This is a genomic window from Neomegalonema sp., assembly GCF_028688855.1.
GTDB lineage: Bacteria > Pseudomonadota > Alphaproteobacteria > Rhodobacterales > Rhodobacteraceae > Neomegalonema.
Window position 1 is genome coordinate 111480 of the sequence record NZ_JAQTXI010000011.1, and the last position, 14587, is coordinate 126066.

The 14587-nt window shown below is 69.0% G+C and carries 10 protein-coding genes; 8 read left to right on the plus strand and 2 right to left on the minus strand.

The genetic code is table 11. From position 1 onward, the window contains the following. Positions 1-56: 56 nt before the first annotated feature. The 6 genes from sucD to PHN62_RS10280 all read left to right on the plus strand — a co-directional run bounded on the left by sucD (position 57) and on the right by PHN62_RS10280 (position 8777). Positions 57-932 (plus strand): succinate--CoA ligase subunit alpha, encoded by an 876-nt coding sequence (sucD, locus tag PHN62_RS10255; protein ID WP_300149973.1) that lies wholly within the window; start codon positions 57-59, stop codon positions 930-932. 312 nt (positions 933-1244) lie between these two features. Next, positions 1245-4226 carry a 2-oxoglutarate dehydrogenase E1 component gene (locus PHN62_RS10260; RefSeq protein WP_300149974.1) on the plus strand — a complete coding sequence of 994 codons (2982 nt, stop codon included), beginning with the start codon at positions 1245-1247 and terminating at the stop codon, positions 4224-4226. Between the two features lie 32 nt (positions 4227-4258). After that, on the plus strand, positions 4259-5503 hold the full coding sequence (gene odhB / locus PHN62_RS10265) for a 2-oxoglutarate dehydrogenase complex dihydrolipoyllysine-residue succinyltransferase (RefSeq protein ID WP_300149977.1): 1245 nt from the start codon (positions 4259-4261) through the stop codon (positions 5501-5503). A gap of 70 nt (positions 5504-5573) precedes the next feature. Continuing rightward, entirely contained in the window at positions 5574-6983 is a 1410-nt protein-coding gene (gene lpdA / locus PHN62_RS10270) for a dihydrolipoyl dehydrogenase (RefSeq protein ID WP_300149979.1), read from the plus strand. Between the two features lie 195 nt (positions 6984-7178). Further along, positions 7179-8228: a tryptophan--tRNA ligase gene (trpS, locus tag PHN62_RS10275; RefSeq protein ID WP_300149982.1), complete on the plus strand. Its 1050-nt coding sequence runs from the start codon at positions 7179-7181 to the stop codon at positions 8226-8228. A 48-nt stretch (positions 8229-8276) separates the two neighbouring features. After that, the gene (locus PHN62_RS10280; RefSeq protein ID WP_300149985.1) at positions 8277-8777 is read left to right on the plus strand and encodes a universal stress protein; all 501 of its coding nucleotides are present in this window, start codon (positions 8277-8279) and stop codon (positions 8775-8777) included. A 9-nt stretch (positions 8778-8786) separates the two neighbouring features. On the opposite strand, the gene PHN62_RS10285 is transcribed toward PHN62_RS10280, so the two are convergent. Beyond that, on the minus strand, positions 8787-9734 hold the full coding sequence (locus PHN62_RS10285; RefSeq protein WP_300149988.1) for a DMT family transporter: 948 nt from the start codon (positions 9732-9734) through the stop codon (positions 8787-8789). A gap of 245 nt (positions 9735-9979) precedes the next feature. On the opposite strand from PHN62_RS10285, the gene PHN62_RS10290 reads away from it, so the two are divergent. Further along, positions 9980-11392, plus strand: coding sequence for a PLP-dependent aminotransferase family protein (locus tag PHN62_RS10290; protein ID WP_300149991.1), 1413 nt, complete (start codon positions 9980-9982; stop codon positions 11390-11392). 30 nt (positions 11393-11422) lie between these two features. Here the strand turns inward: PHN62_RS10290 and PHN62_RS10295 are convergent, their stop codons facing one another. Beyond that, on the minus strand, positions 11423-13498 hold the full coding sequence (locus tag PHN62_RS10295) for an autotransporter domain-containing protein (RefSeq protein ID WP_300149993.1): 2076 nt from the start codon (positions 13496-13498) through the stop codon (positions 11423-11425). 262 nt (positions 13499-13760) lie between these two features. On the opposite strand from PHN62_RS10295, the gene PHN62_RS10300 reads away from it, so the two are divergent. Next, on the plus strand, positions 13761-14587 hold an 827-nt coding region (locus PHN62_RS10300; RefSeq protein ID WP_300149996.1), incomplete at its 3' end, for an NADP-dependent isocitrate dehydrogenase.

Below are 14587 nucleotides of genomic sequence, written 5' to 3' on the forward strand. Positions count from 1 at the left end.
CCGCTGAAGCGGAGAGCGCCGCGCGGTTCGGGAAATTCCATCAAGGAGAGATCGGCATGGCCGTTCTTGTCGACAAAGACACCAAGGTGATCTGTCAGGGCTTCACCGGCGCCCAGGGCACCTTCCACTCCGAGCAGGCGATCGCCTACGGCACGAAGATGGTCGGCGGCGTGACCCCCGGCAAGGGCGGCGGCCAGCATCTGGGCCTGCCGATCTTCGACACCGTCGCCCAGGCCCGCGAGGCCACCGGCGCCGACGCCACCGTGATCTACGTTCCGCCTCCCTTCGCCGCCGACGCGATCCTCGAAGCCATCTCCGCCGAGGTGCCGCTGATCGTCACCATCACCGAGGGCATTCCGGTCCTCGACATGATGAAGGTCAAGCGCGCGCTGAGCGGCTCGAAGTCGCGTCTGATCGGGCCCAACTGCCCCGGCGTGATCACGCCCGGCGCCTGCAAGATCGGCATCATGCCGGGCCACATCCATCGTCGGGGCAAGGTGGGCGTGGTCTCGCGCTCGGGCACCCTGACCTACGAGGCGGTCGCCCAGACCACCGCGGCGGGCCTCGGCCAGTCGACCTGCGTCGGCATCGGCGGCGACCCGATCAAGGGCACCGAGTTCATCGAGGTGCTGGAGCTCTTCCTCAACGATCCCGAGACCGAATCGATCATCATGATCGGCGAGATCGGCGGATCGGCCGAAGAGGACGCCGCCGAATTCTACAAGGCCCAGAAGAACCGCAAGCCCATCGCGGGCTTCATCGCGGGCCGCACGGCGCCTCCGGGCCGCCGCATGGGCCATGCGGGCGCGATCATCTCGGGCGGCAAGGGCGGCGCCGAGGACAAGATCGAAGCCATGCGCTCGGCGGGCTTCTCCATCGCCGACAGCCCCGCCCATCTGGGCGAGGCGGTGCTCAAGGCCATGGGCCGCTGAGGCGGCTGTCGTCGCCCATGGGCCGCTGAGGCGGCCTGTCGTCACAAAGACGCGCGGCGCGCTGAAGGCGCCTTCAGGGGCTTGCCTTCCGCGCGCCGGACGCATAGGTGCTGGGCGGCGGTCTCCGGCGGATGCGACTCCTCGTCGCGTCTCTCCGGCGCCGCTCCGGGCTTCACGGACTCCAGGGCCGCGCCTGCGCGCGTCCTCCGGACCCTGCGGCGTCAGCCGCCTTCCTCAGCGAGGCGAAGCGGTCCCGCGACGCCCATCAACAAACGTCAAGGGAGAGCGCGGGGGCGACCCTGCCAGAGCGCGATGAGCAACCCAAACGGCGGTCAGAACCAGAATTTCGCGAGTTTGTCCTTCCTTCAGGGCGCCAACGCCGTCTACGTCGAACGGCTCTACGGGGAATACGCCCGTGATCCTTCGGCGGTGGATCCGACCTGGAGGGCCTTCTTCGAGGCGCTCGGCGATTCGCCCCAGGCGGTCGAAGCCGAGGTGAAGGGCGCCCCCTGGGGCCGCGCCGACTGGCCGCCCGTCGCCTCGGGCGACTGGGTGTCGGCCTCGGACGGGCAATGGCCCTCGCCGGCGGCTCTGGACCGTTCGCCCAAGGCCATCGCCGACAAGCTCAAGGCCAAGGCGCCTGCGGGCTCTGCGGCGGCCGATCCGGCCGCGATCCGCTCGGCGGCGCTGGATTCGATCCGCGCGCTGATGCTCATCCGCGCCTATCGCATCGTGGGGCATCTGGCGGCGAACCTCGACCCGCTGGGCCTCGTGACCCAGCCGCCGCATCCCGAGCTGGAGCCCTCCCATTACGGCTTCGCCGAGGCCGATCTCGACCGGCCGATCTTCATCGACAAGGTGCTGGGCCTCGAAACCTCCAGCATGCGCGAGATCGTCGCGATCCTGAGGCGCACCTATTGCGGCACCTTCGCGCTGCAGTACATGCACATCACCAACGGCGAGGAAGTCGCCTGGCTCAAGGACCGCATCGAGGGCCGCCACAAGGAGATCGCCTTCACGCCGGAAGGCCGCAAGGCCATCCTCAACAAGCTCGTCGAGGCCGAGGGCTTCGAGCGCTTCCTGAACGTGAAGTACACCGGCACCAAGCGCTTCGGTCTGGACGGCGGCGAGGCGCTCATCCCCGCCATGGAGCAGATCATCAAGCGCGGCGGCAATCTGGGCCTTCAGGACATCGTGGTGGGCATGCCCCATCGCGGACGCCTGAACGTGCTCGCCAACGTGCTGGCCAAGCCCTATCGCGCGATCTTCCACGAATTCCAGGGCGGCTCGGTGAACCCCGACGACGTGGGCGGATCGGGCGACGTGAAATATCACCTCGGCGCCTCCTCGGACCGCAGCTTCGACGGCAACAGCGTCCATCTCTCGCTGACCGCCAACCCCTCGCATCTCGAGGCGGTGAATCCGGTGGTGCTCGGCAAGATCCGCGCCAAGCAGACCCAGCTCGGCGACAAGGAGCGCACTCAGGCCGTGGCCGTGCTGCTGCATGGCGACGCCGCCTTCGCCGGACAGGGCGTGGTGGCCGAATGCCTCGGCATGTCGGGCCTGGTGGGGCACCGCACCGGCGGCGCGATCCACATCATCGTGAACAACCAGATCGGCTTCACCACGGCGCCGCGCTTCTCGCGCAGCTCGCCCTATCCCTCGGACATCGCCCTGATGGTCGAGCCGCCGATCTTCCACGTCAACGGCGACGATCCCGAAGCGGTGGTCCACGCCGCCAAGGTGGCCATCGAATACCGGCAGAAGTTCCACAAGGACGTCGTCCTCGACATCTTCTGCTACCGGCGCTTCGGGCATAACGAGGGCGACGAGCCCATGTTCACCCAGCCCCGGATGTACAAGCTCATCAAGGGCCACCCCACCACCCTGGAGCTCTACGCGAAGCGCCTGACCGACGAGGGCGTCGTCACGGAAGCCGAAGTCGCGCAGATGAAGACGGACTTCCAGAACCGTCTCCAGAGCGATTTCGACGCCGCGAAGGACTACCTGCCCAACAAGGCCGACTGGCTCGACGGACGCTGGGCGGGCTTCGGCTCCGACCGCGACGACGACGAGGCGAGCTATCAGCGCGGCGACACCGCGGCCTCCGCTGAGCAGGTGAAGGCCATCGGCGCGGCGCTCACCACGCCGCCCGAGGGCTTCAACATCCACCGCACGCTGGAGCGCTTCGTCGCGGCCCGCAAGAAGATGTTCGAGACCGGCGAAGGCTTCGACTGGGCCACCGGCGAGGCTCTGGCCTTCGGCTCTCTGGTGCAGCAGGGCTATCCGGTGCGCCTGGCGGGCCAGGACTGCATCCGCGGCACCTTCAGCCAGCGCCATTCGGCCTTCATCGACCAGGAGAGCGAAGACCGCTATTTCCCGCTGCGCAACCTCTCGCCCGCCCAGGCGGATTTCGAGGTCATCGATTCGATGCTCTCGGAATATGCGGTGCTCGGCTTCGAATACGGCTATTCGCTCAGCGAGCCGAAGGCTCTGGTGCTCTGGGAGGCGCAGTTCGGCGACTTCACCAACGGCGCCCAGATCATGATCGACCAGTTCATCTCCTCGGGCGAGAGCAAGTGGCTGCGCATGTCGGGCCTCGTGATGCTCCTGCCGCACGGCATGGAGGGCGCCGGCCCCGAGCACAGCTCGGGACGCCCCGAGCGCTTCCTCCAGAACTCGGCGGAGAACAACTGGATCATCGCCAACTGCTCGACTCCGGCGAACTACTTCCACATCCTGCGCCGTCAGCTCATGCGGAACTTCCGCAAGCCTCTGGTGCTCTTCACGCCGAAGTCGCTGCTGCGCCACAAGCGCTGCGTCTCGAAGATCTCGGACTTCACCCAGGGCTCCAGCTTCCACCGCCTGCTCTGGGACGGCGCCCAGGTCGGCGAGTCGAGCACCGTCCTCAAGCCCGACGACCAGATCCGGCGCGTGGTCCTCTGCACGGGCAAGGTCTATTACGATCTGCTCGAAACCCGCGAGGCGCGGGGGATCGACGACGTCTATCTGCTGCGCGTCGAGCAGATGTATCCCTTCCCGGCCCAGTCCATGCTGCGCGAGCTGAAGCGTTTCCCCAACGCCGACGTGATCTGGTGTCAGGAGGAGCCGAAGAACCAGGGCGCATGGTTCTTCATGGAGCCGAATCTCGAATGGGCGCTCGGCCGCGTCGAGGGCAAGGCCCAGCGCGCCCGTTACGTCGGCCGCAAGGCCGCTGCGGCGCCCGCCACGGGTCTGGCCTCGCGCCACGTCCGCGAGCAGGAAGCGCTGGTCGCCGAAGCCTTGCAGGCCTGAGGCGCGGAAAACAGAGAAGAGGGATCAAGACAATGGCGACTGAAGTCTCCGTGCCGGCGCTGGGCGAATCCGTCAGCGAAGCCACCGTGGCGAAATGGTTCAAGAAGCTCGGCGACGCGGTCAAGGCCGACGAGCCGCTCTGCGAGCTGGAGACCGACAAGGTGTCGGTCGAGGCTCCGGCTCCGGTCTCCGGCGTGCTGGTCGAGATCCGCGTCCCGGAAGGCGACGTGGTCCAGCGCGACGGGATTCTGGCCGTGATCGACGAGACCGCCACGGCGGGCGTCTCCGCCTCGGCGCCTCCGGCTCCGAAGGCCGAGCCCGCGCCGAATCCGGCCGCCGGACCTTCCTCCAGCGCCTCGGAGCCGCCCCCGGCGACGGCCCGTCGCGACGTGGCGGACGCGCCTTCGGCGCAGAAGCTCATGGCGGAGGCGGGTCTCTCCGCCGGTCAGGTGCAGGGCTCGGGCCGCGACGGCCGCGTGATGAAGGAGGACGTGCTCAAGGCCGTCCAGAGCGGCGCTTTGGCTCCTGCGGCCGCCCCGGCTCCGGCTCCGCGCGCGGCTTCGGCGCCTGACGACGCCAGCCGCGAGAAGCGCGTGCGCATGACGCGTCTGCGTCAGACCATCGCGCGCCGCCTCAAGGACGCCCAGAACACCGCGGCCATGCTCACCACCTTCAACGAGGTGGACATGACCAACATCCTGGCGCTGCGCAACGCCCACAAGGACGCCTTCGAGAAGAAGCATGGCGTGAAGCTCGGCTTCATGTCCTTCTTCACCAAGGCGGTGGTGCACGCGCTCAAGGAGATCCCGAGCGTCAACGCCGAGATCGACGGCGTGGATCTGGTCTACAAGAACTACTACCACATCGGCGTCGCGGTGGGCACGCCGACGGGTCTGGTGGTTCCGGTGGTCCGCGACGCCGACCAGCTCTCCTTCGCCGAGGTCGAGAAGAAGATCGGCGAATTCGGCCTGCGCGCCCGCGACGGCAAGCTCACCATCGACGAGATGCAGGGCGGCACCTTCACGATCTCCAACGGCGGCGTCTACGGCTCGCTGATGTCCACGCCGATCCTGAATCCGCCGCAGGCGGGCATTCTGGGCATGCACAAGACCCAGGAGCGCCCGGTGGTGGTCAACGGCCAGATCGTCATCCGCCCGATGATGTATCTCGCGCTGAGCTACGACCACCGCATCATCGACGGCAAGGAGGCCGTGACCTTCCTCGTCCGCGTCAAGGACGGGCTGGAGGATCCGCAGCGCCTGCTGCTCGACATCTGAGCGGAAGACCGAGACGGCCCCTCCCGGCGCGGGAGGGGCCTTTTTCCCAGGATCAAGCGAGGGGGCGGGGATGTCCGAAGCTTATGACGTGGTGTTCATCGGCGGCGGCCCGGGCGGCTACGTCGGGGCGATCAAGGCGGCGCAGCTGGGCCTGAAGGTCGCCTGCGTCGAGGGGCGCGGGGCTCTGGGCGGCACCTGCCTCAACGTGGGCTGCATTCCCTCGAAGGCGCTGCTGCACGCCTCGCATCTGGCCCATGAGGCCGAAGCCAATTTCGCCAGCATGGGGCTGAACGTCGGCCCGGTGGGCGTGGACGTGGCGAAGATGCTGGGCTTCAAGGACAGCGTCATCAAGTCCAACACCCAGGGCATCGAGTTCCTCTTCAAGAAGAACAAGGTGACTTACGTCAGGGGCTGGGGCTCCATCGCGGCGCCCGGCTCGGTGAAGGTCAAGGGCGAAGACGGCTCCGAGACCACCCTTTCCGCGAAGAACATCGTCATCGCGACGGGCTCCGAATCCACGCCGCTCAAGGGCGTCGAGGTGGACGAGAAGCGCGTGGTCACCTCCACCGGCGCTCTGGAGCTGGCTTCGGTTCCGAAGCGTCTCGTGGTGATCGGCGCGGGCGTGATCGGGCTGGAGCTGGGCTCCGTCTGGAAGCGCCTCGGTTCGGAAGTCACCGTCGTCGAGTTCCTCGACCACGTCACCCCCGGCATGGACGGCGAGATCCAGAAGCAGTTCCAGCGCTCGCTGGAGAAGCAGGGGATTAAATTCATCCTCGGCGCGGCGGTTTCGGGCGTCGACGCCTCGGGCGCCGATCTGAAGGTGAATTACACGCTCCGCAAGGACAGCTCGACCGCCAGCCTCGACGCCGACGTGGTGCTGCTGGCCGTGGGCCGCCGCGCCTACACCTCGGGCCTCGGGCTGGAGGCGGTCGGCGTGGCGCTGGACGAGCGCGGACGCGTCCACACCGACGGCCATGGCCGCACCAACGTTCCGGGGATCTGGGCCATCGGCGACGTCATCGCCGGGCCGATGCTCGCCCACAAGGCCGAAGAGGAAGGCGTCTCCGTCGCCGAGACCCTCGCCGGACAGAAGGGCCATGTGAATTACGACGTCATCCCCGGCGTGATCTACACGGATCCCGAAGTCGCGACCGTCGGCAAGACCGAGGAGCAGCTCAAGCAGGAGGGCCGCGCCTACAAGGTCGGGAAGTTCGCATTCGTGGCCAACGGCCGCGCCAAGGCGATCCTCTCCACCGAGGGCTTCGTGAAGGTCCTCGCCGACGCCGCCACCGACCGCATCCTGGGGGTGCACATCCTCGGGCCTCAGGCGGGCGAGACGATCCACGAATATTGCGTCGCCATGGAGTTCGGCGCCGCCTCCGAGGACGTGGCCCGCACCTGCCACGCCCATCCGACGCTTTCGGAAGCCCTGCGCGAGGCCGCCATGGCCGCCGCCTTCGGCAAGCCGATCCACAGCTGATCCCGTCCCGCGCTTCGGCGCGGTGCGGAGAGGTTGCGAGGGGGGAAAGGCCTCGTCCGGATCCGGACGGGGCCTTTCCATGTTCCGGGGGCGCCTTGACGCTCCCCTGCGGCGGCGCGATAACCCCTGCGACTCCTCCACGCCCTGCGGCTCTCCGGCCCTTCCGGGCGTCCTCAGCCTGAAAGCGCCGCAGCCATGTCCGAATCCCCCAAAGCCTCAAGCCATCCGCGCCGGATCTTCTCCGGCATGCAGCCGACGGGCTCGCTGCATCTGGGGAATTATCTCGGGGCGCTGCGCTATTTCGTGTCGCTTCAGGAAGGCGAGGGCGAGCGCATCTATTGCGTGGTGGATCTCCATGCGATCACCATGCGTCAGGAGCCGGGCGCGGTCCGCGCCGCGACGCGCCATGTGGCGGCGGCCTATCTGGCGGCGGGAATCGACCCCAAACGCTCGATCCTGTTCAACCAGAGCCAGGTCTCCGAACACGCCGAACTCGCCTGGATCTTCAATTGCGTCGCGCGGATCGGCTGGATGAACCGCATGACCCAGTTCAAGGACAAGGCGGGCAAGGATCGCGAGGCCGCTTCGGTGGGGCTTTACGCCTATCCGACCCTCATGGCCGCCGACATCCTCGCCTACAAGACGACCCATGTTCCGGTCGGCGAGGACCAGAAGCAGCATCTCGAACTCACCCGCGACGTGGCGACGAAATTCAACCTCGACTTCAACGCCCCGGATTTCTTCCCTCTGCCCGAGCCGATCATCCCCGCCGAGGCGGCGCGCATCATGAGTCTGCGCGACGGCTCGAAGAAGATGTCCAAATCCGATCCCTCCGACGCCTCGCGGATCAACCTGGCCGACGACGCCGACGCCATCGCCCGCAAGATCCGCAAGGCCACCACCGATTCCGAGCCTCTGCCCGAGACGGTCGAGGAGCTGAAGGGCCGTCCCGAGGCCGACAATCTCGTGGCGATCTACGCCGCCATCGCCGAGACCGATAAGGAGGCCGTGCTCAAGGAATTCGCCGGACAGGGCTTCGGCGTCTTCAAGCCCCGGCTCGCGGATCTGGCCGTGGAGCGCTTCGGCAGGATCTCCGGCGAGATGCGCCGCCTGGAGGCCGATCCGGCCGAAATCGACCGCATCCTGAGCGCAGGCGCCGACCGGGCGCGGGCTCTGGCGGCGCCGGTGCTGGATCAGGTCTATGACGTGCTGGGCCTCCTGCGGGGGCGGGCGCGTCCGTTCTGAGCGCGCAAAACCCTTGCGTCGGTCCTCGGGCTGACGCAGGATTCCGCCATGACCTCGATTGAAGAGACCAGCCCTCCGCCCCGCGAGGCGCGGCGCAAATTCATGGTGGTGGTGGATTCCACTCCCGAATGTCTGACCGCGCTGCGCTACGCCGCGCGGCGCGCCGAGCATACGCGCGGCGGCGTGGCCATGCTCTACGTCATCGAGCCCGAAGACGGCCAGATCTGGCGCAGCGTCGGCGAGCGGATGCGTCAGGAGGCGCGGGCTCAGGCCGAGAAGCGCCTCGGCACCCTCGCCGCCGAGGTGCAGGCTCTGGCGGGGATCACGCCGGAATTCACCATCCGCGAGGGCCGCCCCGCCGAAGAGATCCTCGCCTATCTCGGCGAAGACCACGACATCAGCATTCTGGTTCTGGCGGCGGGCGTGGGCGGAGAGGGCCCGGGGCCTCTGGTCTCGACTCTGGCCGGACAGATGTCGGGCCGCATGCCGGTGCCCATCACGGTGGTTCCGGGCTCCCTGAGCCTCGCGCAGATCGACGCCCTGAGCTGAAGGGCGCCTTCAGGCGAAGCGCTTCGAGAGCGCCACGCAGAGCGCCACCACCCCCGCCGAAGCGAACATGCCCCAGGGCGTCGGCTCTCCGAGCAGGAGCCCCGCCAGCGCCAGGCCGAAGAAGGGCTGGAGCAGCTGGAGCTGACCCACGCGGGCGACTCCGCCCGCCGCCAGCCCGCGATACCAGAAGATGAAGCCGATCAGCATCGAGAACACCGAGACATAGCCGAATCCGAGCCAGGCCGGAGTCCCGATCCCGGCCCATGACTCCGGCAGGCTCAGCAGCGCGAGGACCAGCATCGGCGGCGCCGAGAGGACCAGCGCCCAGGAGATCGCCCGCCAGCCGCCGAGGCGTCGCGAGAGCTTCGCCCCCTCGGCGTAGCCGAGCCCGCAGAGCAGGACCGCCGCCAGCATCAGGAGATCGCCCTCCAGAGATCCGGAGCCGCCTTGCGAGAGGGCGAATCCCGCCACCGTCGCCGCGCCGAGCCCCGAGAAGAGCCAGAACGCAGGCTTCGGGCGTTCTCCGCCGCGCAGGGTCGCGAACAGGGCGGTCGCCAGAGGCAGAAGCCCGATGAAGACCACTCCATGCGCCGAGGAGACCCGCTGAAGCGCCAGAGCCGTCAGCAGGGGAAAGCCGACCACCACCCCCAGAGCCGTCACGGCCAGGGCGGGCAGATCCTTCCGTTCGGGGCGTCCGGCGCGCGTCAGCAGCAGCAGCGCTCCGCCGAGCAGCGCCGCCGCGACCGCCCGCGCGGAGGTCAGGAACAGCGGCGGCAGATCCTCCACCGCCAGCCGCGTCGCCGGCAGGGAGCCGCTGAAGATCAGCATCCCGAGGAAGCCGTCGCGCCAGGCGGCCGGGCTCGCCCCGGAGGGCGGAGCCCCCATCCGCGCGGAGGCGGCGTCGGGGGAGATCCCGGCGGAACGGGAGGGGGCGGTCGGGGAGAGTCCGGCGTCCATGGCTTCTCGCTTCGCGGAGGGGGCTCCGCCAGGGCGCGAAGGGCTTCGCGCGGGTGAGGGGCTTGCGGAGCCTCGTCCGATCGGGGGTGATCATCCGCAGGCTCCGGGTTTTCGTCCGGTCGCGGCGCCGCGACTCGCAGCCGTTTCGGCTGCGCCGGACGATGCTCTAGGCCCTCCGGACTTGCGCGGACAGCTACGGATCCCCAGGATCCCGCCGAACCGTATCGATCAGGGAGGCCATACGCTTGACCGCTCAAGGCTCCGCAGCTTCCGGAGGGACGGGCGGCCGGACCCTCGCCGCGATGCAGGCGATCCGCGCCCGGCTGGAGAGCCGCGCCCTCGGCCCCGGCGACCGTCTGCCCTCCATCCGGGGCCTCGCCCGGAATCTGAAGCTTTCGCCCTCCACGGTGGTCGAGGCCTATGACCGTCTGGCGGCGGAAGGCCTGATCCGGGCGCGTCCGGGTTCGGGCTTCTACGTCTGCGCGACGAAGCTTCCGCCTCTGGCTCTGGCGCGGGACGCGCCTCCGGCGGATCGGGCCGTGGATCCCTTCTGGGTCTCGCGCCAGTCGCTCGACGCCGATCCCGAGGCGCTCAAGCCCGGCTGCGGCTGGCTGCCCTCCGGATGGCTGCCGGGCGAGGCCCTGCGCCGGACGCTGCGCGGCCTCTCGCGGCGGGAGGAGGCGCTCCTGACCGATTACGGCTCCACGCGGGGCTCCGCGGCCCTGCGGCGTCTGCTGATGGGGCGCTTCGCCGAGGAGGGCCTCGAAGCCGCGCCGGATCAGCTGTTGCTGACCGCCTCCGCGACCCAGGGTCTGGATCTGGTCTGCCGCCTGCTGCTGCGCCCCGGAGACGCGGTGCTGGTGGACGATCCCTGCTACTTCAATTTCCGGGCGCTTCTGCGGGCGCATCAGGCCCGGGTGGTGGGGGTTCCCTACGGCCCTTCGGGACCGGATCCGGCGGATTTCGAAGCCGTCGTGCTGACCGAGCGTCCCCGGCTCTATCTGACCAATTCGGCTCTGCATAATCCCACGGGCGCGACGCTCTCGGCGCCTCACGCCCACCGGCTGCTGAAGATCGCCGCCGCCCATGGTCTGCTCGTGGTGGAGGACGAGGCCTTCGCCGATTTCGAGCCGGAGCCCTCCGTGCGGCTGGCGCTCCTCGACGGGCTGGAGCGGGTGATCCGGGTGGGGGGCTTCTCCAAGACGCTGTCGGCCTCTCTGCGCTGCGGCTACGTCCTCGCGCGGGCCGACTGGATCGCGGAGCTGGCCGACCTGCAATTGGCGACCAGCTTCGGCGGCCCGAGTCCCGCCGTCGCGGAGGCGGTCGCGGATCTGCTGTCGGGCGGGGGCCATCGCAGGCATGTGGAGGCTCTGCGCCGCCGTCTGACGCGGGCGCGGCGCGAGGTCTCCGGGCGGCTGCGCGATCTCGGCGTGGAGCCCTGGATCGAGCCGCGCGGCGGCTTCCACCTCTGGGGCCGCCTGCCGGAGGGCGGAGATTCCGCCGCCATCGCGCGGGCGGCTCTGGCGGAGAAGGTGGTCTTCGCGCCCGGCGACGTCTTCAGCCTCTCGCGCTCCGCCGGAGGCTTCATGCGCTTCAACGTGGCGCAATGCGAGGATGCGCGGGTCTATCGGGTCTTGGGCGGGCTTCTGCGGGGCTGACCGGAATCGCCCCGCAGAAGGGAGACGCGTTCAGAAGGGCATGGAGAGCCCGAGCCGGAGTCCGTGGCTCTGGTCGTCGCCGAAGCGGCCGACGTAGCCCGCGCCGAGCAGACCGAATCCGGCGTCGTAGAGGGCGGTCAGGCCGAGCTTGAGCCCGTCGTCCTTCAGGGCGTGGCCCGGCGCCGACCAGCCGCCGCCCAGAGAGGCCGAAGAGACCTGAACGTCCTGAGCGTCGCTGAACTCATGCTCGAAGAGCGCCTCGGCCCGCACGCCGAGATGTTCGCCGCGCGCTTCGGCGAAGGCGCCGAGTCCGCCCCGGAAGCTGCGCGCGTCGAGATCGCCGTAACGCTGGGCGGCGTATCCGGGTCCGCCCTCCGCATAGCCGCCGAGGCTGGCGCTCCAGCCCTCCAGCCGCGCGAGGGGCCCCGCCGTGAAGCCCGGACCCTGGATCAGCCGCGCTCCGGCCTGGACCGCGCCGCCGAAGACCCAGCCGTCCGCCGAGCCTTCGTTGCGGGCGTGGGCCGCCCCGATCCGGGAGTCGCGCGCCACGTCGACGTCGGCGTAACCCGCCGTGAGGGTCGCGGTTCCGAAGAAGCGTCCGTCGTCATGCCGCGCGAAGAGGCCGCCCATGAAGGCGTCGCCGTCGATCTCCACGCCGGAGACGTCGCTCCCCAGGGCGTGATAGCCGAGCCCCGCGCCGACCGTCAGGCTGGGCGAGAGGGCCTTCGTCGCGCCGACATGGCCCTGAACCGACTGCGCGTCGCCTCTGGGGCCCTCGCCGTCGGAGACCGAGGCCCCGACCGAGCCGAAGGCCGAGACTCCGCCGATGCGGGCGCCGCGTTCGGCGGCGTCCTCGAAGGCGTCGCCGAGGTCGCGCGCCGCGCGAAGCGGCAGATGCGGCGCCAGCGCGACCTTCGGCCCGGCCTCCAGCGAGGCCCCGATCAGATCGGCGATGGCGCCATGGGCGGCGGTGGTCGGGTGGATGCCGTCGTTGAACAGCAGCACGAGCGGATTGCCGGTCTGGCCTGCGGCGAGGTTCTGGCCGTAGGTCGGATCGGCGGCGCAGGGGACGCCGGTGAACTCCGAGGCGTTGTAGCAGACCTTGCTGTGATCGACGCCCGGGGCGAAGCCGAAGGCGCCCGGATTCGCCAGAGCCGCCGAAAAGAATCCGTCGAGATCCACCCGCATCACGCCGGATTCTCCGGCGAGGGCGGCGTTCAGCGCGCCGTTGTAGGCTTGGGTCGCGCCATTGCGGATCGTGGCGAAGGGCGTGGACATGGCGCCGTCCGTCGGCAGGGTCAGGCCGAGCCCCGCCGCCAGAGCCGGAGCCTGGGAATCGAGCAGGGCGGTTTCGGGCGTCGCGGCGAGATTGGGCGTGTTGGGCACGATCACGAGTCCCACGCCCGCCGCCCGCAGCGCCCGCACGCCTGCGGCGGTCTCGGCGGCGGCGGCGCCCATCTCCGCGACGATGTTGCTCTGGATGACGGAGAGGTCGCTTTCGAAGACGTCCTGCGCCGCGCCCAGCCGGAAGCCGGTCGGCGCGCGGGTCACGGGATCGAACTGGACGTTGGCCATGTCGCGGACGTCGTTGCCGCCCGCGCTCACCAGCGCGAGGGTCGAGCCCTTGGCGAGTCCGGCGTCGGGCCCGACGAGAAAGCCGGGGCCCGTGGTGGTCGCGGGATAATAGGGCGTGGCGGGCACCGTGACCGTGGACTCGATCTGCGCGCGGACTTCGCCGGCCAGGGCGCCCCCGACGCCGTAGTTCAGGCCGGTCCCTTCGGCGGTCATGCCGGGGGCGGTCTGGGGATTGGAGGGATGGAGCGGGCCGAATCCGAGATCCAGGGAGAGCTGGCCGGAATAGGGCTGGCCGTATTCTCCGTTCGCCTCGCGATTCGTATAGCGCCAGCGGGCGTCGTCGGGCAGCGGGACGGGAAAGCCCGGATAGACCTTGCCCGGATCGATCCTCTGTCCGCTGTCCACGAGGCTGTCGCCGAAGACGACGAAGGTCTCGAAGCTCTGGGCGAGGGCGGGGCGCTGGGTCTGGGCGGCCAGCAGCCCCAGAGCGGCGCCCGCCATCAGAGCGGCGCGGCGGTTCCTGAAGATCATGGGTTTCCTCCCTCCGGGATTTCTGTCGTCTTGTGGCCCGATGATTGCGCCTCTTCGATGACGGAAGCCAGAGGCGATGAGGTCAGGCCTCCCGGGCCCTCCGGAGGCGGCTTCGGGCCGTTCTTTCGTCGGGCTTGCGAAAGACTCTGACTCCAGCGCGCGCCTGAGGGTTCGGAACTTGCCGACCGCCTCCCCCGTCAGTATGGTGCGCGCGGCGCGGCGGCCATGGGGGCGCCCGCCCGTTCAGCGAAGAGGGCTTCAGATGAGCAAGATCAAGGTCGAGAATCCGGTCGTCGAACTGGACGGCGACGAGATGACCCGCATCATTTGGGATTTCATCAAGAAGAAGCTGATCCTGCCTTACCTCGACGTGAAGCTGGAATACTACGACCTCGGCATGGAGCACCGCGACGCCACCGACGATCAGGTGACCATCGACGCCGCCAAGGCCATCCAGCGTCATGGCGTGGGCGTGAAATGCGCCACCATCACCCCCGACGAAGCCCGCGTCGAGGAGTTCAAGCTCAAGAAGATGTGGAAGTCGCCGAACGGCACGATCCGCAACATCCTCGGCGGCGTGATCTTCCGCGAGCCCATCATCTGCTCGAACGTGCCGCGCCTGGTGCCGGGCTGGACCCAGCCGATCATCGTCGGCCGCCACGCCTTCGGCGACCAGTACAAGGCCACCGACTTCCGCACCGAAGGCCCCGGCAAGCTCACGATCAAGTTCGAGGGCGCCAACGGCAAGACCATCGAGCACGAGGTCTACCAGTTCACGGATTCGGGCGTGGCCATGGCCATGTACAACACCGACGATTCGATCCGCGACTTCGCCCGCGCCTCGCTGAACTACGGCCTGTCGCGCAAGTATCCGGTCTATCTCTCGACCAAGAACACGATCCTGAAGGCCTATGACGGCCGCTTCAAGGATCTCTTCGCCGAGATCTTCGAGACCGAATTCGCCGCCGACTTCAAGAAGCTCGGCCTGACCTACGAGCATCGCCTGATCGACGACATGGTGGCCTCGGCGCTGAAGTGGTCGGGCGGCTACGTCTGGGCCTGCAAGAACTACGACGGCGACGTCCAGTC

Excerpts from the sequence above, each read along its gene's own strand:
- sucD (WP_300149973.1), top strand. The coding sequence starts at position 57 with ATGGCCGTTCTTGTCGACAAAGACACCAAGGTGATCTGTCAGGGCTTC.
- PHN62_RS10260 (WP_300149974.1), top strand. The coding sequence starts at position 1,245 with ATGAGCAACCCAAACGGCGGTCAGAACCAGAATTTCGCGAGTTTGTCC.
- odhB (WP_300149977.1), top strand. The coding sequence starts at position 4,259 with ATGGCGACTGAAGTCTCCGTGCCGGCGCTGGGCGAATCCGTCAGCGAA.
- lpdA (WP_300149979.1), top strand. The coding sequence starts at position 5,574 with ATGTCCGAAGCTTATGACGTGGTGTTCATCGGCGGCGGCCCGGGCGGC.
- trpS (WP_300149982.1), top strand. The coding sequence starts at position 7,179 with ATGTCCGAATCCCCCAAAGCCTCAAGCCATCCGCGCCGGATCTTCTCC.
- PHN62_RS10280 (WP_300149985.1), top strand. The coding sequence starts at position 8,277 with ATGACCTCGATTGAAGAGACCAGCCCTCCGCCCCGCGAGGCGCGGCGC.
- PHN62_RS10285 (WP_300149988.1), bottom strand. The coding sequence starts at position 9,734 with ATGGACGCCGGACTCTCCCCGACCGCCCCCTCCCGTTCCGCCGGGATC.
- PHN62_RS10295 (WP_300149993.1), bottom strand. The coding sequence starts at position 13,498 with ATGATCTTCAGGAACCGCCGCGCCGCTCTGATGGCGGGCGCCGCTCTG.